General features: G+C 61.1%; 20 protein-coding genes and 1 pseudogene. 11 read left to right on the top strand and 10 right to left on the bottom strand.

Features of this window, described 5'->3' with window-relative positions; genetic code table 11:
- Together V7756_RS18615 and V7756_RS18610 are read left to right on the top strand one after the other, a co-directional pair.
- Positions 1-222: hypothetical protein (locus V7756_RS18615; protein ID WP_335611704.1), on the top strand; the 222-nt coding region annotated here is incomplete at its 5' end.
- Complete coding sequence (locus tag V7756_RS18610; protein WP_335611703.1) at positions 212-619, top strand: DUF4870 domain-containing protein; 408 nt, start codon at positions 212-214, stop codon at positions 617-619. The genes V7756_RS18615 and V7756_RS18610, both read left to right, overlap by 11 nt.
- Positions 620-711: 92 nt before the next feature.
- Here V7756_RS18610 and V7756_RS18605 read toward each other — a convergent pair whose 3' ends face one another.
- A complete protein-coding gene (locus tag V7756_RS18605; protein WP_335611702.1) occupies positions 712-1,491 on the bottom strand; it encodes an exodeoxyribonuclease III in 780 nt (259 codons plus the stop codon).
- A 72-nt stretch (positions 1,492-1,563) separates the two neighbouring features.
- Between V7756_RS18605 and pyrE the strand changes: the two genes are divergently transcribed.
- Together pyrE and V7756_RS18595 are read left to right on the top strand one after the other, a co-directional pair.
- On the top strand, positions 1,564-2,208 hold the full coding sequence (pyrE, locus tag V7756_RS18600) for an orotate phosphoribosyltransferase (protein WP_335611701.1): 645 nt from the start codon (positions 1,564-1,566) through the stop codon (positions 2,206-2,208).
- 149 nt (positions 2,209-2,357) lie between these two features.
- Complete coding sequence (locus tag V7756_RS18595; RefSeq protein WP_335611700.1) at positions 2,358-2,963, top strand: DUF4124 domain-containing protein; 606 nt, start codon at positions 2,358-2,360, stop codon at positions 2,961-2,963.
- A 27-nt stretch (positions 2,964-2,990) separates the two neighbouring features.
- Here V7756_RS18595 and V7756_RS18590 read toward each other — a convergent pair whose 3' ends face one another.
- From V7756_RS18590 to coaBC, 5 genes are all read right to left on the bottom strand, one after another.
- The gene (locus V7756_RS18590) at positions 2,991-3,440 is read right to left on the bottom strand and encodes an acyl-CoA thioesterase (RefSeq protein ID WP_335611699.1); all 450 of its coding nucleotides are present in this window, start codon (positions 3,438-3,440) and stop codon (positions 2,991-2,993) included.
- 2 nt (positions 3,441-3,442) lie between these two features.
- Positions 3,443-4,348, bottom strand: coding sequence for an acetylglutamate kinase (gene argB, locus V7756_RS18585; protein ID WP_335611698.1), 906 nt, complete (start codon positions 4,346-4,348; stop codon positions 3,443-3,445).
- Positions 4,349-4,373: 25 nt separating this feature from the next.
- Positions 4,374-6,875 carry a phosphomannomutase/phosphoglucomutase gene (locus V7756_RS18580; RefSeq protein WP_335611697.1) on the bottom strand — a complete coding sequence of 834 codons (2,502 nt, stop codon included), beginning with the start codon at positions 6,873-6,875 and terminating at the stop codon, positions 4,374-4,376.
- Between the two features lie 62 nt (positions 6,876-6,937).
- Entirely contained in the window at positions 6,938-7,393 is a 456-nt protein-coding gene (gene dut, locus V7756_RS18575) for a dUTP diphosphatase (protein ID WP_335611696.1), read from the bottom strand.
- On the bottom strand, positions 7,393-8,619 hold the full coding sequence (gene coaBC, locus V7756_RS18570) for a bifunctional phosphopantothenoylcysteine decarboxylase/phosphopantothenate--cysteine ligase CoaBC (RefSeq protein WP_335611695.1): 1,227 nt from the start codon (positions 8,617-8,619) through the stop codon (positions 7,393-7,395). The genes dut and coaBC overlap by 1 nt, the downstream gene beginning before the upstream one ends.
- A 169-nt stretch (positions 8,620-8,788) precedes the next feature.
- On the opposite strand from coaBC, the gene radC reads away from it, so the two are divergent.
- From radC to rpmG, 3 genes are all read left to right on the top strand, one after another.
- A complete protein-coding gene (gene radC, locus V7756_RS18565; protein WP_335611694.1) occupies positions 8,789-9,463 on the top strand; it encodes a RadC family protein in 675 nt (224 codons plus the stop codon).
- Positions 9,464-9,713: 250 nt separating this feature from the next.
- Positions 9,714-9,950: a 50S ribosomal protein L28 gene (rpmB, locus tag V7756_RS18560; RefSeq protein ID WP_092287246.1), complete on the top strand. Its 237-nt coding sequence runs from the start codon at positions 9,714-9,716 to the stop codon at positions 9,948-9,950.
- 11 nt (positions 9,951-9,961) lie between these two features.
- Positions 9,962-10,117: a 50S ribosomal protein L33 gene (rpmG, locus tag V7756_RS18555; RefSeq protein ID WP_092287248.1), complete on the top strand. Its 156-nt coding sequence runs from the start codon at positions 9,962-9,964 to the stop codon at positions 10,115-10,117.
- 120 nt (positions 10,118-10,237) lie between these two features.
- Here rpmG and V7756_RS18550 read toward each other — a convergent pair whose 3' ends face one another.
- Positions 10,238-11,128, bottom strand: coding sequence for a peptidoglycan DD-metalloendopeptidase family protein (locus V7756_RS18550; protein ID WP_335611693.1), 891 nt, complete (start codon positions 11,126-11,128; stop codon positions 10,238-10,240).
- Between the two features lie 104 nt (positions 11,129-11,232).
- Complete coding sequence (desA, locus tag V7756_RS18545; protein ID WP_335611692.1) at positions 11,233-12,417, bottom strand: delta-9 fatty acid desaturase DesA; 1,185 nt, start codon at positions 12,415-12,417, stop codon at positions 11,233-11,235.
- A 149-nt stretch (positions 12,418-12,566) separates the two neighbouring features.
- On the opposite strand from desA, the gene V7756_RS18540 reads away from it, so the two are divergent.
- Both V7756_RS18540 and V7756_RS18535 read left to right on the top strand, forming a co-directional pair.
- A complete protein-coding gene (locus V7756_RS18540) occupies positions 12,567-14,840 on the top strand; it encodes a putative bifunctional diguanylate cyclase/phosphodiesterase (RefSeq protein ID WP_335611691.1) in 2,274 nt (757 codons plus the stop codon).
- Entirely contained in the window at positions 14,840-15,544 is a 705-nt protein-coding gene (locus V7756_RS18535; RefSeq protein ID WP_335611690.1) for a cupin domain-containing protein, read from the top strand. Before V7756_RS18540 ends, V7756_RS18535 begins: the two co-directional genes overlap by 1 nt.
- 12 nt (positions 15,545-15,556) lie before the next feature.
- Here V7756_RS18535 and V7756_RS18530 read toward each other — a convergent pair whose 3' ends face one another.
- Positions 15,557-16,354 carry an undecaprenyl-diphosphate phosphatase gene (locus V7756_RS18530; protein WP_335611689.1) on the bottom strand — a complete coding sequence of 266 codons (798 nt, stop codon included), beginning with the start codon at positions 16,352-16,354 and terminating at the stop codon, positions 15,557-15,559.
- 190 nt (positions 16,355-16,544) lie between these two features.
- Here V7756_RS18530 and V7756_RS18525 point away from each other — a divergent pair, with 190 nt between their 5' ends.
- Both V7756_RS18525 and V7756_RS18520 read left to right on the top strand, forming a co-directional pair.
- Positions 16,545-17,564, top strand: coding sequence for a cyclase family protein (locus tag V7756_RS18525; RefSeq protein ID WP_335611688.1), 1,020 nt, complete (start codon positions 16,545-16,547; stop codon positions 17,562-17,564).
- A gap of 274 nt (positions 17,565-17,838) precedes the next feature.
- A complete protein-coding gene (locus V7756_RS18520) occupies positions 17,839-19,983 on the top strand; it encodes a methyl-accepting chemotaxis protein (protein ID WP_335611687.1) in 2,145 nt (714 codons plus the stop codon).
- 181 nt (positions 19,984-20,164) lie between these two features.
- Here the strand turns inward: V7756_RS18520 and V7756_RS18515 are convergent.
- Positions 20,165-20,305 (bottom strand): annotated as a pseudogene (locus V7756_RS18515) (electron transfer flavoprotein subunit alpha/FixB family protein); the annotation flags it as partial.

Genomic DNA, 20,305 nt, shown 5'->3' with positions numbered 1-20,305 from the left:
ACGCGGACGAGGCTGGCAGAACCTATAAAAAACAAAACCCCATCCAAAATGGACGGGGTTTGTCAGCGATCTGAGGCAGACCCTGGGTCTGCCTTTTTTTGTATTTCCTCGCTGCCTGGCCATTACCGCCGCCAGCAGGGTGATATCCAAGGACAGCAAACTTTGCTACAACTCTGGTTGACCATCCTGCAACGCCACGGAGAGCGCGCCTATGACGACTGAACAGATAACCCCGCAACCCACCCCAGATCCACAAAGCCCGCCGCCGCCCGGCACGCCAAGCCCGCAGGCGCGGCAATGGGCGTTGATCGCGCATTTGTCGGGCTTCCTGGCCTGCGTGCTCCCCGGGATTGGCCAACTGATTGGCCCGCTCATTGTCTGGCAGCTGAAGAAGGATGAAGATCCCTTCATTGATGATCAGGGAAAGGAAGCGCTGAATTTTCAGATCACTGTCAGCCTGTTGATGCTGCTCAGCTTTGTGCTGATGCTGGTGGTAATCGGCTTCTTTCTGATGGGGCTGGTCGCCATAGGCGCGATAGTGTTGATGATTATCGCGGCCATCAAGTCGAATGAGGGTATCGCCTACCGTTATCCCTTCTGCTGGCGGGTAATCAAGTAAGTCTGTTCGGCGGTGCGAGTGTTTGCATCGCCAGCATCCCCGTCCGGCCAGAACGGCGGGTACCGGGGTTTGACGGGTTTATGGCAAAGATCTCAGATTGACAGCGTCCAGTCGTAGTCGACTATCACTGGCGCGTGCTGGGAAAAGCGCGCATTGCGCGGGATCTTGGCCTGCTTGACGAAGCGGCGCAAGCCGGGCGTCAGAAACTGGTAATCAAAGCGCAGGCCCAGATTCAGATTCTCTGCCTGCTCGCTGTTGGGCCACCAGCTGTAGAGCTCGGATTCGCGGGTGACTTCACGCACGGCGTCGACGTAACCCATGTTGCCGTAGATTTCGTCCATCCAGGCGCGTTCCGGCGCCATGAAGCCGGGCTCGTTCTGGCAGTCGCGCCAGTTCTTCACGTCCAGCTTGAGGTGGGCAACATAGAGTGAACCGCAATAGATGAACTCGCGGCGCTTGCGGCGTTGCTTGTTCAGGTAGCCGGCAAAGTCGTCCATGAACTTGAATTTCTGGTTCAGGTCGGCGTCGCCGTCACGGCCCGAGGGCAGCAGCAGTGAGCCAATGCTGACCTTGTCGAAGTCGGCCTGCATGAAGCGGCCGTAGCGGTCGGCGGACTCGAAACCCAGACCCATGATGATGGCCTTGGGCGCGGTGCGGGTGTAGATAGCCACGCCGCCCTGATTGGGCACTTCTGCTTCAAAGCAATATTGCCAGTAGCCGTCGATCCAGTAGGGATCCTGTTCCAGCTCGGGGGCGGTGACGCGAATATCCTGCAGGCAAATGACGTCCGCATCCTGCGTGCGCAACCAGTCAAAAAGGCCGCGTTCGGCTGCGGCCTTCACTCCATTGACGTTGAGACTGATAATTCGCATGCATGGCCCCCCAAAAAACGTGGGTGTATGATAACCGAGCTTGATTGACTTTTGTTAACGAAGAGGGTGTAGATGCACGAATACCAGCGGGAATTCATTCGGTTTGCCCTGGATCGCAAGGTGTTGCGGTTCGGTGAGTTCACCCTCAAGTCCGGGCGCAAGAGCCCGTATTTTTTCAACGCCGGGCTGTTCAATAGCGGCAACTCATTAAGCCGGTTGGGGCGATTCTATGCCCAGGCGCTGGTGCACAGCGATCTGCAGGATGTGGATGTGATCTTCGGGCCGGCCTACAAGGGCATTCCTTTGGCCGCAGTCACTGCGGTGGCGTTGGCCGACAGCTTTGACCGGGACCTGCCTTACTGCTTCAATCGTAAGGAAGCCAAGGACCACGGTGAGGGTGGCACTCTGGTAGGCGCGCCGTTGGAAGGTCGAGTGTTGGTCATCGACGATGTGATCACCGCAGGGACTGCGGTGCGTGAGGTGATGCAGATCATTCAGGCGCAGGGCGCGACCCCGGCGGCGGTGATGATTGCCCTTGATCGTCAGGAGCGCGGGCAGGGCGAGCTGTCGGCCATCCAGGAAGTGGAGCGCGATTTCGGTATACCGGTCATCAGTATCGTCTCGCTTGGCCAGGTGATGAGCTTCATTGCCGATGATCCCGAATTACAGCGGCACCTGCCGGCCGTGGAGGCCTATCGGGCCGAATACGGAATCTGAGCGGCCATTGCTGCGCCCATGCTTCGGGTCACAGGTACAAAAAGGCGGAGGAACAGGTTAATCTCTGCCTGCCTCTTGCCGATATAATGCCAATTGGCCATAAGACAACCTTCCAAGGTTGCGTAAACATCGAAGCAGAGGACGAGGATGTGCCTGCATTTAAACGGATGATGAGTGGGACTGTGCTGGCGGTTGCGGCCCTGGGGTCGGGGCTGGCGCAGGCCGACCTTTACCGCTATATCGACGACAAGGGCGTAACCGTGCTGGACAGCCGGGTGCCGCCGCAGTTTATCAGCCGTGGATATGAGGTCCTGGACTCGCAGGGACGGGTGAAGCTGGTGGTGCCGGCCGCGCCAACGGCGGCTGAGCGCGAGGCCACTCGCGCAGCGCTTGCGGCACAGAAGGAGCAGGAAACGGCTGACGCCAATCTGCTGCGGTTGTACGGTAGTACGGCTGACCTGGAGCGTGCGCGCAGTCGTCAGATTCAACAGATCGAAAACCAGATTGCGGCGTCCAAGGCCAGCATCGGCGACCTGCAGGTTGAACGCGAGGAACTGCAGTCGCGGGCCGCGCAGGCTGAGCGCGCGGGGCGCGAGGTGGATCCTGACGTACTCTCGGAGCTTGCCGCAGTGGATTCGGAAACCGCTCGCCTGCAACGGCTGATCAGCCGCAAGCGGCAGGAGATCGTCGAGTCCAACGCTGATTTTGACCGCCAGAGCGAGCGACTCGACTATCTCGTGGGCGACGACGACTAGTCGTCATGCTCGAGTGCGCCCCGGCGTTTAACCGGGGTTGGCAGTTTCCTCCGGCGTGAGCTGCTCGAAGGCGCGCACGGCCGCTTTGAAGTCCTGCGGAATCGGTAATGGCTGGCGCGTTTGCTGGTCAGCGTGCACGTAGACAATCTCTCCCGTCACCAGCAGTTGGCCCGCGCGGAAAATCCCCAGCGTGAAGCTCATGCTGCTGTTGCCGAAACGCGATAGCCGCAGCTGTACGTCGAGCAGATCGTCGAACATCGCCGGGGCGCGGTATTCCAGCAGCGTCTTGACGGCAAAGAACTCCTCTCCTGTCAGTTGCATGCGCGCCGGTTCGGCGGCGCGCAGCGCCCGGTAGTATTCGGTCACACCCACATCGGCATAGTTGAGGTAATGGCCGTTGAACACGATGCCCTGCGGATCAGCCTCGGACCAGCGCACCCGCAGCGGACAGCCAAAACGGAAGTCGGCCTGGTGCATGTTTACAGATCCGCTTTCTGATTGGTGATCAGGGTGCCCACGCCGGTATCGGTGAAGACTTCCAGCAGCACCGCATTGGGCACGCGACCATCGACGATAATGGCGCTGCTGACGCCGCCCTGCACTGCATCCAGCGCACAGCGAATCTTTGGCAACATGCCGCCGTAAATGGTGCCATCGGCGATCAGCTCGTCGACCTGGGCGGTGCTCAGACCGGTAAGTACCTTGCCGGACTTGTCCATCAGGCCGGCAATGTTGGTCAGCAGCATCAGTTTCTCGGCCTGCAGCGCCTCGGCCACCTTGCCGGCGACCAGGTCGGCGTTGATGTTGTAGGAGGCGCCGTCGCTACCTACGCCAATGGGCGCAATGACCGGGATGTAATCGTCCGACACCAGGCGATTGATCAGGCGGGTGTTGATCTCCACCACCTCACCGACATGACCAATGTCGATAATTTCCGGCTTGTCCATGCCGGGCGTGTTGCGCGAGACCTTGAGCTTGCGCGCCTTGATCAGGCCTGCGTCCTTGCCGGTCAGGCCAATGGCGCTACCGCCATGCTGGTTGATCAGGTTGACGATGTCCTTGTTGACCTGGCCGCCAAGCACCATTTCCACCACGTCCATGGTTTTCGCGTCAGTCACGCGCATTCCTTCGATGAAATGGCTTTCGATATTCAGGCGCGCCAGCAGGTCGCCGATCTGCGGGCCACCCCCGTGCACCACCACCGGATTGATGCCTACGGTCTTCATCAGCACTATGTCGCGGGCAAAGCTGTTCTTCAGCTCCTCGCTCTCCATGGCATTTCCGCCGTACTTGATAACGATGGTCTTGCCGGTAAAGCGCTGAATGTAGGGCAGTGCCTCGGTCAGTACCTTGGAAACCTGGATGGCCGCGTCGCGATTCAACATGGTGGTCTGCTATCTCCTGAATTCGTCAGAACGTAATTTTAACCTCGGGGGCAGCTGCCTGCAGTTGCTCCCGGAATAATTGCTGTACGCGCTCCAGCTCCTGCGGCTGTTCGGCTTCAAAGCGCAGCACCAGGACCGGCGTGGTATTGGATGCGCGAATCAAACCCCAGCTGGTAGGAAAGTCGACACGTATGCCATCGAGCGTGGTCACCTTGCCGTCGCCCCAGTCGGCCTTCTGGTCCAGAGTCTGGATGATGGCAAACTTCTGCGCCTCGCCGACGGTCAGGTTGATCTCGGGCGTGGTCAGGCCAGCCGGATAACGCGCCATGACTTCGCTGGCAGACTCTGGCTGCATGGAGAGTATTTCCAGCAGGCGACAGGCGCTGTACAGGCCGTCATCAAAGCCGAACCAGCGCTCCTTGAAAAAGACATGGCCGCTCATCTCGCCGCCCAGCAACGCGCCGGTTTCCTTCATCTTGGCCTTGATCAGCGAGTGGCCGGACTTCCACATGATCGGACGCCCGCCGGCGCGGTTGATCAATGCCGGCAGCTGCCGTGTGCATTTCACGTCAAATATGATGTCGGCGCCGGGGTGGCGCGTCACAATATCTTCGGCAAACAGCATCAGCAGCCGATCAGGGTAGATCATCTCGCCGGTTTCGGTAACGAAGCCCAGGCGGTCGGCGTCGCCGTCGAAGGCCACACCCAGGTCGGCGTTCTCGCGTTTGACGGTGTTGATCAGCTCGACCAGGTTCTCCGGCTTGCCGGGATCGGGGTGATGGTTGGGAAACAGCCCGTCGACCTCGCAGTACAGCGGGACAACCTGGCAGCCGATGCTTTCAAGCAGCTGTTGGGCAATCACACCGCCCACGCCGTTGCCGCAGTCCACCACGACCTTGAGCGGTCGGGCCATCACCACATCGTCGAGAATGTACTGCTGATAGTCGCCCAGCACCTCAAGTTGCTCGCGACTGCCGCTGCCGGTCTCCAGGCGGTTGTCGCGCAGGCGCTGATTCAGCGCGCTGATCTGCTCGCCGTACAGCGTCTGACCGGCGATCACTATCTTCAGGCCATTGTAAGCCGGCGGGTTGTGGCTGCCGGTGAGCATGATGCCGGAGGTGGCACCGGTGGTGTGGGTAGCAAAATACAACACCGGGGTAGGGACCATGCCCAGGTCGGTGACCGCGCAACCGCTCTCCATCAGACCCTTGATCAGTTGCTCGATTAGCGCCGGCCCCGACAGGCGGCCATCGCGCGCTACCAGCACGCGGCGCTCGCCTGCCTCAATCGAGGCACTGCCGATACTGCGACCCAGCCAATAGACGTTCTCCTCGGTCAGGCTCTTGCCCACCACGCCGCGGATGTCATAGGCGCGGAATATCTCGTTCGGAAGGGCGGGTGCACTTGGCGCCGCGGGAGCCTCGGGCGCATCGCTCATGGCGAAGGGATCGCCATCGTCGAGAATGTCGATGTCGAGAATTTCGGTGCTCTGGAATAGCGGGTCGGTGAGATTCTCGTTGCTCTTCTTCGCCGCAACGGGCGCTGGCGCAGCCTCTTCGCGTTTGGGCGAGGCGCCCAGTGTCTGGCCCGAGCGTTTAACCAGCTGCATGATGTTCTGCGCCAGTGGCTCCAGTGGGCTCAGCCGCAGTCCGGCGGCCTTGTGTCCCAGCGTCAGCTGGGTAAGGGTGTGGGTGTCGGCCCGCAGGCTTCTGGTCCAGCTGCGCTGAAGCCAGAGCATGCCGAACAGCCCGCCGAGCAGAGCCAGCAGCGCAGCGCCTACCAGCAGTAGCGGATCAGCGCTGCTGTGTGACAGCCCGCGGCCGGGCGTGAACTCGATTTGCCAGGCGGGATTGCTGGTGCTTAGCCGCAGGGCTTCGCCCTTGCCATCGCCACGGGTAAAAAGCACCTGCTCGGCGGAGCCGGGAAATTGCTGAATCAGCCGAACCTGACCGATTTCGCTGGCCAACGCGGGTAGGCCGTTGATCACCCGTTCAAGCTGGAACACGCCGGTCAGGGTGCCGCCGATGGGGGCCTTTTCCGACGCCCGCAGCGGCTTGACGCCATATAGACGCCACTCGCCGTCGACGTTGTGCGCTTCCAGTGGGACCGGCAGGCCTCGTTCGGCCCGACGAATCATGTCCAGCGCGGCGAAGCTCAGGGGCGCAGAGTCGTTGCGCACCAACTCGGCCTGCCCTGGCGGCGCAGTATAGATGGCCAGGGTGTCGGCGAGCTGGTAGCGCAGCATGCGATCCATGGTGGCACTGCCGCCCTGGTTGAGCGCGACCTGCAATTGCGGGTTGGTGGCAAGCTGGGCGAGGTCGGCCTGCAATTGCTGCATGCTCTGATTCAGCCCGGCAACCTGTTGGCCGGCGTAGCTTTCCACCAGTTCGTTGTTGCGCTGATCGGTAAAGCCGGACAGTGCCAGCCACAGCATGGCGGCACCGGCGGCGACACCGGCCATGGCCATGCCGAGCCCAATGGCGGTGTTGGGGAGCCCTGCCTGGGTATGGGTTTTTTTCATTTTCATTATTGTCTCTGCCTCCCTGCAAAATTGGCTCAATGTGGCTGCTGGCGTGCCTGCCCAGCCGATTACTGACTGCCGGTGTGGCCAAAGCCGCCGGCGCCGCGCTGGCTGTCGTCAAATTCTTCGACTATTTCAAACCGTGCCTGTAGGACCGGTACCAGCACCAGTTGGGCAATGCGCTCGCCCGGATTGATGGTGAAAGCCGTATCGCTGCGATTCCAGCAGGAGACCATCAACTGCCCCTGATAGTCGGAATCGATCAGCCCAACCAGGTTGCCCAGCACAATGCCGTGCTTGTGGCCCATGCCGGAGCGCGGCAGGATCATCGCGGCCAGGCCGGGGTCGGCGATATGAATGGCCAGACCGGTGGGCAGCAACTGCGTCTCGCCCGGCAATAGCTGCAATGGCTGCTGCAACATGGCGCGCAGATCCAGGCCAGCCGAGCCGGTAGTGGCGTAAGCGGGCAGCGGCCATTCGTCGCCGAGTCGGGGGTCCAGTACTTTGGCTTGCAGCGCGTGCATCAGCGATCCTTTGAGGCTTGGGTTGCGGTCATCATTCCGGCGATCCGTTCAATGATCTCGCGCGCCAGTTTGGCTTTGCTGGCGCGCGGCAGCGTGACGCTGCGCAGGGAGCGGTCAATCAGGGTAACGGCGTTGTCATCGCTATTAAAACCGATACCGCTCTGGCTGACATCATTGGCGATGATCAGGTCGAGCTTTTTCCGTTGCAGCTTGCCTGCAGCATAGTTCATCAGGTCGTGGGTTTCGGCGGCGAACCCTACGGTCCAGGGGCGCTGCGGGTGTTCGGCCAGGGTGGCGAGAATATCCGGATTGCGCACCAGGGTCAGCGTCATACCGGCTTCTTCGTCAGGATTCTTCTTCAGCTTCTGTTCAGCGCAGCTGGCTGGCCGGTAGTCGGCTACTGCTGCCGAAGCAATAAAAAGATCGGCGGGCAGGGCTGCTTCGCAGGCTGCCAGCATGTCCTGCGCGCTGACCACGTTCACGCGCTGCACTCGGGCGGGTGTCGGCAGGTTGACCGGGCCGGACACCAGCGTCACCCGGGCACCGGCTTCCACCGCCGCTTCGGCCAGCGCAAAGCCCATCTTGCCGGAGCTGTGGTTGGAAATGTAGCGCACCGGGTCTATTGCCTCACGGGTGGGGCCGGCGTTTATCAGTACGTGCTTGCCGCTGAGCAAGCCTCTGGTGAAGCACTCGGCGGCGCGGGCGGCAATATCGGTAGGCTCGAGCATACGCCCCGGCCCCACATCGCCGCAGGCCTGGCCGCCGCTGCCAGGGCCGAAGACCTTGACGCCGCGGGCCAGCAGCAGATCGAGATTGGCCTGGGTGGCAGCGTCGCGCCACATGGCCTGATTCATCGCCGGCGCCAGTGCGATGGGCGCATCGGTGGCCAGCACCAGGGTGGTCAGCAAATCGTCGCCGCGGCCCTGGGCGAGCCTTGCCATCAGGTCGGCCGTGGCCGGCGCAATCAATACCAGATCGGCCCAGCGGGCGAGTTCGATGTGACCCATGGCGGCTTCGGCTTCCGGGTCCAGCAGGTCGCCATGCACCGGATGCCCGGAGAGCGCCTGCAGGGTAAGCGGCGTAATGAATTCACGGGCGGCCCTGGTCATCACTACCCGTACTTCGGCCCCGGCGTCGCGCAGACGGCGGACCAGTTCAGCGCTTTTGTAGGCGGCAATGCCACCGCTGACGCCCAGAACCACCTGTTTATTGATCAACGGCTGCATTGTGAACTCCCCCTCATGCCGCGCCGACGCTCGTGGAGCAGCCGGTAAATGTCCGCTACGATAGCACAGGGCCGATTCCGGGTGACCTCGAAACAACGAGTGTGAGCCGAATGCGCGCCACCCGCGTGGCAAGGATGTACACGCTGAAACAGCCAAGGAGCAAAAAAGCATGGCAATCACCGATTGGCCAATGGCAGAACGGCCGCGCGAAAAACTGCTGGCGCAGGGGGCGGCCTCGTTATCGGAAGCCGAATTGCTGGCCATTTTCCTGCGCACCGGCTTGCCCGGGCGTAGCGCGGTGGATCTGGCTCGAGACCTGTTGAACGGTTTTGGCAGCCTGCGCGCGCTGCTGCAGGCGGACCTGCGTGAGTTCAGCCAGCATGCCGGGCTGGGGCCGGCAAAATATGCGCAATTGCAGGCGGTCCTGGAGATGGGGCGAAGGCATCTGTTCGAAGATCTCAAGCGCGGCAGCGCTCTGACTTCGCCGGGTGCGGTCAGACAGTTTCTGAAAAGCCGTCTCATGGCGCTGCCGCACGAGGTGTTCGCTTGTCTGTTTCTCGATAATCAGCACCGGGTCATCGCCTTTGAAGAACTGTTTCGCGGCACGCTCGACAGCGCCAGCGTCTATCCGCGCGAGGTGCTCAAGCGGGCGCTGGCGCATAACGCAGCGGCGCTGATTCTGACCCACAATCATCCCTCGGGCGTGGCCGAGCCCAGTCAGTCCGATATGCAGCTCACGCGGCGGCTGAAGGAAAGTCTGGCCTTGCTGGATATTCGCGTGCTCGATCATCTGATTGTGGGCGATGGCGAACCGGTATCCTTCGCAGAGCGAGGGCTGCTCTGAGTCGGACCTGTCAGCCATGGGCGATAGGGCGTAAAATGGGCAGGGTTGGGCTTACCGCTCGTCTGCTCGCACTGTGAATAATCGTTGCTTGGCAGGAGCGTTTTTGGTATAAAGCTCCGCTCTTCTCGGGGCTGCGCCTGTATTGGTAGATTTTGCAGGCTGGTTAATACCAGTTGCCCCGGCTGGACAACAGATTCTTTTATGGCTTCCAACCAGTTTGGGTTGGGCAATTGGTTGGAGAGGGTTAACCATGTCTCGAGTATGTCAGGTGACCGGTAAAGGTCCAGTGACTGGGAACAATGTTTCCCACGCTAACAACAAAACCAAGCGTCGTTTTCTGCCTAACCTGCAGCACCATCGCTTCTGGGTTGAGTCGGAAAAGCGTTTCGTCCGTCTGCGCACGTCCGCCAAGGGCATGCGCATTATCGACAAGCGCGGCATCGACGTAGTGTTGAATGAAATCCGCGCCCGCGGCGAAAAAGTTTAAGGAGCAGTTCCATGCGTGAATTGATTCGTTTGGTTTCTACTGCCGGTACTGGTCATTTCTACACTACCGACAAGAACAAGCGTACTACTCCCGATAAGATCGAAATCAAGAAGTTCGATCCGGTTGTACGCAAGCACGTGCCTTACAAGGAAGCCAAGATCAAATAAGATCGACGCTGACTGACAAAAAACCCGCCTGGTGCGGGTTTTTTGTTGCCTGTAGAAAAGCGAGAAAAGCGAGAAAAGCGAGAAAAGCGAGATGAGCGAGCACGCATCCGAGCGCAGGGCTCAGGGTTCGCCGCCCACCGCAAAATTGGGCAGCGCATCGACCGGTTGGGCAAACTCGAAGGGAATGGATACCGTCTCCAGGCCCACATTCTTCTGCACTACAAAGTGCAGGTGCGGCCCGGTACTGTTGCCGGTGTTGCCCGACAGCGCCAACAATTGGCCGGTGCTGATGCGTTGGCCTTCGCTAACCCGTACCGAGCCGCGCTTGAGATGCAGATACACGCTCATGGTGCCGTCATCGTGCAGCAGGCGCACGAAGTTGCCCGAGGGATTGGTACCGCGTCCGGTCTGGCTGTTTTCCGTCTTGATTACCGTGCCGCTGCGCGCCGCCACTATGGGGGTGCCTTCGGGCATGGCGATATCCATGGCATAGCGGCCCTTGACGCCAGTGTGGCTATAGCGACCGCCAGGCCCCTGTGTCAGCCGGAAGGGGCCGCCGCGCCAGGGCAGGGGGTAATAGGTCAGCGATTGCTCGGCCCGCGGATCGCCCAGCGCATGCTCCAGCTTGTAGTCGAAGTGCACCGGACCGGTACCTGTGGGCTGCAGGGTGAGCAGCCGCAGCTGCTGGCGCGGTTGCATTACCCAGGTGATGGGCTCGCGCGGAACGCCGCTGAGGTTCTGGGCATTGCTGACGCTGAGCTTGATCTCGACGGGAGCGTAAAGGTCGTTATGCACGATCAGGGTTTCGCCGCCGGCATGGCTGCGCTTGGTGACATACACCTGGCGGTCGACATTCTCGACCATGGCGTCGCGGAAGACGATAACTTCGGCGCCGACCACTTTCTGGTCGGTATAGGTGGTCACACCGTTGGCATCGGTGTACTTGTAGATGTTGCCAGCCAGCACGCAGGGGCTGACCAGCAGAGACGCTGTGAGCAGTAAGGCACGCATCCGTTGCTACCTTTGATGTTATTGGCAGATGTTATTGGGTGCTTGTGCCGGCCAGTCTAGCGCTGAACGCGGCCCTTGGCGAGCCGCGTCCCAGCGTCCGGGCATCAGGCGGCGCTGGGTTGCAACGAATAGGTGCGCAGGGAGCTGGCAAAATCCTGCAGGGCCTTGATGCCGCTTTCCTCGGCCTGCTGGCACCAGTCCTTCAATGCCTGCAGCATTTCGTGGCCGTTGGCGCTAGTGCGTCCCCAGATCTGCTGCAGGGCCAAACGCTTCTCGTAGATCACCTTCAGCGCCTGGCTGTGCGTCAGCATGGTCTCTATGCGCTGCTGATGCCCGTCGTCCAGCAGGCTGGGCTCGCGGCTGAGCAGGCGCTTGGCACGGTGGAACAGGTGGCGCACTGAAGCGTCTACCTTGTCGATTTCCTGTCGCACCAGTGGCTTGATGACCAACTTGCGATACTGCGCCATGATCTGGAAGCGATTGTTGAGAATGGCCATGGCCGTGTCCAGGTCGAGCGTCTGCTTGCCTGCGACCTGATGGGCGATAGGCGCGGTGCGGCGCACCTTGGCCAGTCCGAGCATGCTGAACAGCCGAATCCACATCCAGCCCATGTCGAACTCCCACTTCTTCACTGACAGCTTGGCGGAGTTAGGGTAGGTGTGGTGATTGTTGTGCAGCTCTTCACCGCCAATCAGGATGCCCCAGGGGGAGATGTTGGTGGCGGCATCGCGACATTCGAAATTGCGATAACCCATGGCATGGCCGAGGCCGTTGATCACGCCAGCGGCAAATACCGGAATCCAGATCATCTGGATTGCCCAGACGGTTATGCCGAGCACGCCGAACAGCGCCAGATCAATCAGTGCCATGAGGGTCACGCCGGCAATCGGGAAGCGGCTGTAGAGGTTGCGTTCAATCCAGTCATCCGGGCAGTTCTTGCCGTAGATGCGCAGGGTTTCCTCGTTCTTGGCCTCCTCCATATACAGCTCCGCACCTTTGCGCAGAACCGTGCTCAGGCCCTTTTGCACGGGGCTGTGCGGGTCGTCAGGAGTCTCGCACTTGGCGTGGTGCTTGCGGTGGATGGCGGTCCACTCGCGGGTGTTCATGCTGGTCGTGAGCCACAACCAGAAACGGAAAAAGTGTTTGAGAGCCGGGTGCAGTTCCAGCGCCCGGTGAGCGGAATAACGGTGCAGGTAGACGGTGACGCTGACAATGGTGATGTGCGTCAGAACCAGAATCACGGCCAATACCTGCCAGCCGGATGGGTCGAGTAAGCCGTTGTACCACATAGAGCTGCATTACCTCGCTAGAATAGACAGGCGAAAGCGCCTGTTCGGCCGATTATGGACCAAGGACAACGCAAATAACATGACCGTGGGTCGCCTCAACCTGCGTGCTATAGTTGCCAAATGTTAATGAACCCCCATTGGAAACATCCGTGAGCTCGGCGAAAAGCGCCGGGCTGATTACCCTCAAATACCTGCTGGTGGCGAGCCTGTGGGTGCTGTTCAGTGACTATCTGCTGCGTCTGATGGGACTGAATGTCGCAACCCAGCAGTGGCTGCAAAGCGCCAAAGGTCTGGGTTTTGTGGTGGTCACCTCGTTGCTGCTGTTCTTTGCCATCCATTATCAACTGCGCAGGCGTCGACACCAGGAGCAACAGTTGCGCCAGAGCGAGGAGCGGCTGTCGCTGGCCTTGACGGGCGCCAACGACGGGCTGTGGGATTGGGACATGCAGGCCGATGAACTGTATCTCTCCCCGCGCTGCCGCGAAATACTTCGGCTTGGCCCTGCAGCGCCCAGCGACATGCAGGCGCTTTGGCTGAACCGGTTATCCACCGAAGATCAGGTAGCCACGCGCAATGCCCTGCAGCAGCATCTGAGCGGGGACGCCGAGCGGGTCGACGTTACCTACCGACTGCACTTTCCGGATGGTGGCTACTGCTGGGTGCAGGCTAATGGCCGAGCGGTGCGTGATGCGCAGGGCAAGGCGGTGCGCATGGCGGGTGTGCTGCGCAATGTTACCGACTGGGTGGAGCGCGAGCAGCGCCTGCGCCAAGCCAGCGCGATGTTCGACTGCACCAGCGAGGGCATGCTGATCTGTGATGCCGATCAGCACATCATTGATGTCAACAATGCCTTCTGCGAGATCACCGGCTACAGCGCGCCGGAGGTTATCGGTCGCACCCCCGTGCTGCTGGCGTCCGGGCGACATGACCAAACCTTCTATCGGCAAATGTGGCAGCAGATCAGGGCCACCGGGCGCTGGTCAGGCGAGATCTGGAACAGGCGCAAGAACGGGGAAATTTATCCGCAGTGGCAGAACATCATCGCCGTCACGGATCATCAGGGGCAATTGACGCACTATGTAGCGGTATTTGCCGACATCAGCCTGATCAAGCGCAGCCAGGAAGAAATCGACTACCTCGCTCACCATGACCCCTTGACCAAGTTGCCCAATCGACTGCTGTTCACCGAGCGTCTCAGCACGGCAGTCAGCAGGGCCCGACGAGAGCAGTTGCAGTTGGGTTTGATCATCGTCGATCTCGACCGTTTCAAGGGGGTGAACGATAGCCTGGGTCACAGTCTGGGCGACGAGCTGCTGCTCAGCGCCGCGCAGCGCATACAGGCGCTTTGTGGCGAAGGCGATACGCTGGCACGGCTGGGTGGTGACGAATTTGCCATGCTGTTGGAAAGCCGCGCGGGCGTAGAGGAATTGAGCCGGTTGGTAGAGTGTATTCAGCAGGCCATGGCCGCCCCCTTCGAGCTGGAAGGGCAGCTGGTGCACATGACCGCCAGCCTGGGTCTCAGCCTCTACCCGGATGATGGGCGTGATGGCGCAGAGCTGCTGAAGAATGCCGATTCGGCGGTAACGCTTGCCAAGGACCGCGGACGCAACACCTACGCCTTCTATACTCAGGCGCTGACCGAGCAGGCGCGTCGCCGCCTGAGCCTGGAAAGCGATCTGCATCAGGCCCTGCAGGGTAACCAGTTGCGTGTTTACTACCAGCTGCAGAAGGATCTGCGCACGGGGCAGTGGGTCGGGGCAGAGGCGTTGGTGCGCTGGCAGCACCCCACCCAGGGGCTGATCCCGCCCAACGAGTTCCTGCCGGTGGCGCGGCATGCCGGACTGATGGGCGAAATCGACGAGTTTGTACTGCATCAGGCCTGCGGCCAGATGCGCGAGTGGTTGGACGCGGGTTACCTGCTGCGCTCCATGGCGGTCAACATGTCCGGTTACTGGATGGAGCGCGGAGACGTGGTCAGCAGTACGCGTAAAGCGCTTACCCAGGCCAGACTCGAGGCGGCGCATCTGGAGCTGGAAGTTACCGAAGACGAGATCATGCAGCATGGCGAGCAGAGCGAGAATCTGCTGGACCGTCTGGCTGAGCTGGGCGTGCGCCTGGCCATTGACGACTTTGGTACCGGTTATTCGTCGCTGCTGCGACTCAAGCGCATGCCGGTCAACAAGCTGAAGATCGATCGCGGTTTTATCAGCGATCTGCCCGGCAGTAGCAACGACAGCGCCATGGCCCGCGCCATCATAGCGCTGGGCAAGAGCCTGCAATTGAGCATTACCGCCGAAGGCATAGAAACCTGTGCGCAGGAAGCACTACTGGCCGAATTTGGCTGCGATACCGGGCAGGGATATCTGTACAACCAGCCGCTGCCAGCCGCCGATGTAGAAAAAATGCTGGCGGCAGCCAGCTGATGGCAGAATTTGTGCCCTTGAACATGGCGCGCCAGCTCTCGGTTTGTATCCGCCCTGGAGACCAATCCTGGCAAGCCGCGCCCCAGGCGCCCATTCGGCGCTGGCCGTTGGAGCGGGAGGCACCGGAGAGCGGACAGGTGACCAGTTTGGTGGAGTATCTTCCCGGAGCGCGGTTTCCGGCGCATCGGCATCCGCAGGGCGAAGAAATTCTGGTGTTGGCCGGTGTATTCAGCGACGACAGCGGAGATTATCCCGCAGGCAGTTATCTGCGCAGCCCGGCCGGCTCAAGTCATAGCCCCCCCTCTGCGGCTGGGTGCCTGCTGTTCGTCAAGCTCAACCAGTTTGCAGCGGACGATTCTCAGACGCTGCGCTGCGGGCCGGAGCAATTGCCGTGGCACTTTGCCGCGCCTGGGCAGCGGCAATGCCTGCTGCACCGGCACCACCACGAGCAGACGCTACTGATTGAGTGTGCAGCGGGCGCAGAGCTGGTCTGGCCGCGTTCGACGGCGACCCAGCAGCACGATGGCGAGCTTCTGGTGCTGCAGGGCTGGCTGCGCGAGCAAGCACCGCGCGAAGAATCACTCGAGTGCCAGGAGTTACCGTGCCACAGCTGGCTACGCGACCCCCGGCTATGTCACCACCGCCTCTACGCCATTGAGCCCAGTCGGCTGTTGCTCAAGCTGGGCACACTGCGCGGGCTCTGAACTGCCGCAGCGCTAGAGGAAAATCCACAGCAGCGCTATCCCCAGCACTATGCGGTAGATAACAAAGGGCTGCATGCCGATGCGTTTGATGAATGCCAGGAAGTAATGAATGCACAGGTAGGCACTGATGCCTGACAGCACCACACCGCCGACCATGGCTGCGACATCAACCGGGACCTGCGCCTTGATCAGCTCGATGGTCTCCAGGCCGCAGGCCAGTACGATTACTGGGATCGACAGCAGGAACGAGAAGCGCGCCGAGGCTTCGCGGCTGAGGCCCAGCATCAGCGCGGCGGTCATGGTGATGCCCGAGCGCGAGGTGCCCGGAAACAGCGCCAGCGCCTGGGCGCAGCCGATCAGCAGCACATCCTTCCAGGACATCTGATACTCGCTGCGCTCACCCTTGTGCCGCCAGTCGGCCCAGCTCAGCACCAGACCAAAGACAATCAGGCCTATCGACAGATAAATGGGTGAACGCAGCACGGTTTCTACCGTGTCCTTGAGCAGCAGACCAGCCAGGCCCACCGGGATGGTGCCCAGAATCACCGCCCAGGCCAGTTTGGCGTCGGCGTCCAGTTCGCGGGTTTTCAGCGAACGGCCCCAACTGACGGTCATGCCAAAGATGTCCCGGCGGAAATAGATCAACACCGCCGAGAGGCTGCCAAGGTGCAGCGCGACGTCAAAAGCCAGCCCCTGGTCCGGCCAATCGGTCAGTACCGGCACCAGAATCAGGTGGGCAGAGCTGGAAACAGGGAGAAATTCGGTAATGCCCTGAACGAGCGCCAGCACAACAACTTGTAGCCAATCCATAGTCGGACCCAAAGCTCCGGAAAAAAAATCAGGCGCAAGTAAAGCATGCCGCGCGCCGCAGAGCGAGCCCTCCCTTGCGCTCCAGGCTTATGATGAAACAACACGCGAACTGATTCACGGCCCCGGCAGTGCCGAAGCGGCTGGTCACATGGCAAGGTAGCAATTCAGAACAACAACAGGAGACCACGCCATGCGCTGGAAAAACCGACCGCAAGGCTCCAACTGGGGCGACTTTGGCGCAGATGATGAACTTGGCAGGCTCAATCTGCTGACCCCGGAAAAGGTACTGCAGGGCGTCGCCGAGGTGCGCGAGGGGCGCAGCTTCTGCCTGAGCCTGCCGCTGGACCTGCCCGGTGGCAACGCCCTCAATCGCTTTCGCCACCCGCCGCGTTTTTTTACCTCCGGGCGCGAGGGCAAGCTGAATTACAACTTCGAGCTGAACCGGCTCAACCCGGCTTTTACCGATGTGGTCAGTGACGATGCGGTGCTCTTGTATACCCAGTATTCGACCCAGTGGGATGCGCTGTCGCATGTGGGGGGGCGATTTGACGCCGACGGCGACGGCGTAGCCGAGCCGCTGTACTACAACGGCTGGCGCGCCGGCGAGCATGTGCAAGGGCCAGCCGGCTGCGAAGACGCGTTGGAAGGCGTCAAGGCAACCCGGCTGGGCATCGAGAAGATGGCCGCCACCGCAGTCAGCGGGCGCGCGGTGCTCATCGACCTGGAGCGCCACTGCGGTCATGAGCGGGTGCTGGTCGATCATGCCCGGCTGATGAGTATCTGCGCCGCCGATGGTATCCAGATCGAGCCCGGCGACATGGTCTGCCTCTATACCGGTTTTGCCGATGTGATTCTGGAGATGCAGGGCGAACCCGATGCCCATCGACTGGAAACCAGCTGTGCGGTACTCGACGGGCGCGACCCGGCACTGCTGCAATGGATTACCGATACGGGCCTGAGCGTGCTGATTGCCGACAACTATGCGGTCGAAGCCTATCCCGCCAGAGCGGGCGAGGGCTGCTGCGCTGCGCTGCCACTGCACGAGCACTGCCTGTTCAAGCTGGGTGTTCACCTGGGCGAGCTCTGGTACCTGACCGAGTTGGCGAAGCATCTGCGCGCGCAGGGACGTTACCGTTTCATGCTGACCGCGCCACCCCTGCGGTTGCCGGGTGCGGTGGGTTCTCCGGTGTCGCCGGTCGCCTTGGTGTAGCTGTAGCGGTACGCACCATGCTGGTGCGCGAAAATAGCGGCGAGGTGAGGCGAGGAGGCGTAAAGCCTGAGGCTGCTTTTGATTGAACCGGTCTGCAGGCGGCGGAATATGAAGGCACAGTGCCATTATCCGGCATTTGTCTTGAACATGGTGCACATTTTGCAATCGTTTCATTGCGTTCCGGCCTGCCGCCATCTGTGTGTCCCAGATCTGTCTGGGCTGCAGAGGATGGGCCGGTTTCACTGACGATGCTCTGTGTGCTGGAGAAACCGCCATGTCCCTGCGTAGCGATGAAATGAACCTGTCTGCCGCCGAACGCGGCTGGTTGCCCTGGACGGCGGCCACCGGCAAGCTGACCATGGGCTGGGCCTGCTGGGTCAATAACAACAGGTACGGTCAGCTAGAAGCCATTTTCAACAGCCTGGCAGCCACCCGTGTGTGCCTGTTGCAGCAGTGGTGTGAGAATCAGTGGAGCGGCTTGCAGAGTATCGCTCAGAGTCTGGGTCACGAGGTGCAGGCCCTAACGCAGCCTCAGCTGCAGGCGCTGCGCAGCAAGCTACCGGACGCGTCTGAGCTGTTGTTGCTGGACCCGCAGGGCCACCCATGCCTCAGCAGCGCAGGGCAGGTGGACAGTCTGCAGCTGGATGCTCAAGCGGTGCGCGCCGGGTTGCAGCATCGATTTCTGCACGGCCCTTACATCGACCCCCGAACCCGTAGCCTGGGCCCGTCCAGCTCCAGCTTTCACGACGCCGTCACGCTGATGTTCTATCTGCCGCTGCATGATGATGGCGGAGAGCTGCTGGGATGTCTGTGCGCACGGGTGCCCAACGATGTGCTGGGTGATCTGATTCAGCGCGAGGCGGGGCATATCTACCAGGAGTCCGGTGACAACTATATTTTCATGGTTGAGTCGCGATTCAACCCCGGCATCGAGCCGGGCCGCGCGCTATCGCGCTCGCGCTTCGAAGACAGTACCTTCAGCCACGGCGATAATCTCAAGAGCGGCATTGCCACCAAGTGGGGCGCGGTCAGCGTACGGGAACATACCGAGTTCGAGGTGCGCTTCACCGACCCGGCCACCGGCGAGCTGCACCCAGGGGTGCGGGAAACCATCCGCAAGGGCGAGAACCTTTACGTCAAATACCCAGGCTATTCCGATTACCGGCATATTCCGGTCATCGGCAAGGGCGTCACCTTCAGCCTGCCCGGCTCGCCGGATCGCTGGGGCATGATGTGCGAGGCCGACCTGGAAGAGGTCTACCGTTACCGCTCGCTCAGCTATGATCTGATGAAGCAGTTTCTGCTGCTGATGGTGCTGGTGTTTGCCGCGCAGATCGGTTTCGGTTACGCCGGGCTGACCGGTTGGGCCGAGCATACGGCGCACGTGGCCGTGTTGGGCGCGGCGGCACTCTGGTTCTGGCGTGGCGCCACCCGCACGCTGGCGCGCCGGCTGGGGCGGATGACCGAGATCATTCGCAATATCGCCGAGGGCGAGGGCAACCTCAGCCAACGCATGGATACCTCGCGCCTGGTGCCGGATGAAACCGGTGAACTGGGCCGCTGGATCAACAGCTTTATCGACAATCTGGATACCATCGTCGGCCGCGTCAAACAGGCCAGCCAGCATGCCTTGCACAACAGTGAGCAAATGCTGGGGCGCAACCAGCAGGCCAGCGATACCGCCGAGGAGGTGACCACCAATATCCAGCAGATGTTGGGCATGATCGAGGCGCAGTTGCAGACGGTGACCGCCGCTTCGGAAACCGCCGCGCAGATGAAGATCAACATGGCCAGCGTGGTCGATGCTGCGCGCGAGCGGCTGGATAACGTGACCAGCAGTACACGCAAGATACGCGACGTGGTGGAAAGCTCTGCAGCCAGTGTGCAGGAGCTGGATAAGCGCACGGGCGAGATTGTCGGCATGGTCTCGCTGATTACCGACATCACCAGCCAGACCAACCTGCTGGCGCTCAACGCCGCCATCGAGGCAGCGCGGGCCGGCGAACATGGTCGTGGTTTTGCCGTGGTGGCCGATGAAGTGCGCGCGCTGGCGTCGCGTACCGCCAAGGCGGCAGAGGAAATCAGCCAGGGCATCACCACCATTCGTGATGCCACGCGCGATACCGTGGTGGTGATGGAGCGGGGCGTGGCCGACGTAGATCTACAATTGCAGCAGGCTGCCAGCGCCTCGGACGACAACGACAGGTTGCACAAAACGGTGGAGGCGCTGTTCGAAGTGATCTCGGTGATGGATACCAACAGCAAGGAGCACGGTCGCCAAGCCGGGCATGTGGCGGTGGCCACGCAGTCCATGAGCCAGGTCATCCAGGCCCTGCGCACCAGCTCCGGCCAGGTCCGCGAAACCGCCTCGCGGCTGCATCAGTTGTCGGACAGCTTTCAGGTTAGCGCGGACCGCTAGCCCGAGCCGGCCGCTGGCCGGGAGCGGCAAGCTGCAAGCTGCAAGCTACAAGCTACAAGCTACAAGCTACAAGCTACAAGCCAAAGCCAAAGCCCAAACGAAAAAACCCCGGCTCTCACGAGACCGGGGGTTTTTCTTGCAGCTTGAAGCTTGCCGCTTGAAGCTGCTCTAAGCCTGCGGCTTAGAGCTTTGCTTCCAACGCCGGGATGGCTTCAAACAGGTCTGCTACCAGACCGTAATCCGCCACCTGGAAAATCGGCGCTTCTTCGTCCTTGTTGATCGCAACGATCACCTTGGAGTCCTTCATGCCCGCCAGATGCTG

Source organism: Halopseudomonas sp., from assembly GCF_036961105.1.
Classification (GTDB): Bacteria; Pseudomonadota; Gammaproteobacteria; order Pseudomonadales; family Pseudomonadaceae; genus Halopseudomonas.
This window is presented reverse-complemented; position numbering and strand designations above follow the sequence as displayed.

What these genes read in the sequence shown, in the direction of transcription:
- pyrE (WP_335611701.1), top strand. Translation starts at nt 1,564, where the DNA reads ATGCACGAATACCAGCGGGAATTCATTCGGTTTGCCCTGGATCGCAAG.
- dut (WP_335611696.1), bottom strand. Translation starts at nt 7,393, where the DNA reads ATGCACGCGCTGCAAGCCAAAGTACTGGACCCCCGACTCGGCGACGAA.
- V7756_RS18610 (WP_335611703.1), top strand. Translation starts at nt 212, where the DNA reads ATGACGACTGAACAGATAACCCCGCAACCCACCCCAGATCCACAAAGC.
- V7756_RS18550 (WP_335611693.1), bottom strand. Translation starts at nt 11,128, where the DNA reads ATGCGTGCCTTACTGCTCACAGCGTCTCTGCTGGTCAGCCCCTGCGTG.
- rpmB (WP_092287246.1), top strand. Translation starts at nt 9,714, where the DNA reads ATGTCTCGAGTATGTCAGGTGACCGGTAAAGGTCCAGTGACTGGGAAC.
- V7756_RS18525 (WP_335611688.1), top strand. Translation starts at nt 16,545, where the DNA reads ATGCGCTGGAAAAACCGACCGCAAGGCTCCAACTGGGGCGACTTTGGC.
- V7756_RS18605 (WP_335611702.1), bottom strand. Translation starts at nt 1,491, where the DNA reads ATGCGAATTATCAGTCTCAACGTCAATGGAGTGAAGGCCGCAGCCGAA.
- desA (WP_335611692.1), bottom strand. Translation starts at nt 12,417, where the DNA reads ATGTGGTACAACGGCTTACTCGACCCATCCGGCTGGCAGGTATTGGCC.
- V7756_RS18590 (WP_335611699.1), bottom strand. Translation starts at nt 3,440, where the DNA reads ATGCACCAGGCCGACTTCCGTTTTGGCTGTCCGCTGCGGGTGCGCTGG.
- V7756_RS18535 (WP_335611690.1), top strand. Translation starts at nt 14,840, where the DNA reads ATGGCAGAATTTGTGCCCTTGAACATGGCGCGCCAGCTCTCGGTTTGT.
- argB (WP_335611698.1), bottom strand. Translation starts at nt 4,348, where the DNA reads ATGTTGAATCGCGACGCGGCCATCCAGGTTTCCAAGGTACTGACCGAG.
- V7756_RS18580 (WP_335611697.1), bottom strand. Translation starts at nt 6,875, where the DNA reads ATGAAAATGAAAAAAACCCATACCCAGGCAGGGCTCCCCAACACCGCC.
- V7756_RS18530 (WP_335611689.1), bottom strand. Translation starts at nt 16,354, where the DNA reads ATGGATTGGCTACAAGTTGTTGTGCTGGCGCTCGTTCAGGGCATTACC.
- V7756_RS18520 (WP_335611687.1), top strand. Translation starts at nt 17,839, where the DNA reads ATGTCCCTGCGTAGCGATGAAATGAACCTGTCTGCCGCCGAACGCGGC.
- radC (WP_335611694.1), top strand. Translation starts at nt 8,789, where the DNA reads ATGGCAATCACCGATTGGCCAATGGCAGAACGGCCGCGCGAAAAACTG.
- rpmG (WP_092287248.1), top strand. Translation starts at nt 9,962, where the DNA reads ATGCGTGAATTGATTCGTTTGGTTTCTACTGCCGGTACTGGTCATTTC.
- coaBC (WP_335611695.1), bottom strand. Translation starts at nt 8,619, where the DNA reads ATGCAGCCGTTGATCAATAAACAGGTGGTTCTGGGCGTCAGCGGTGGC.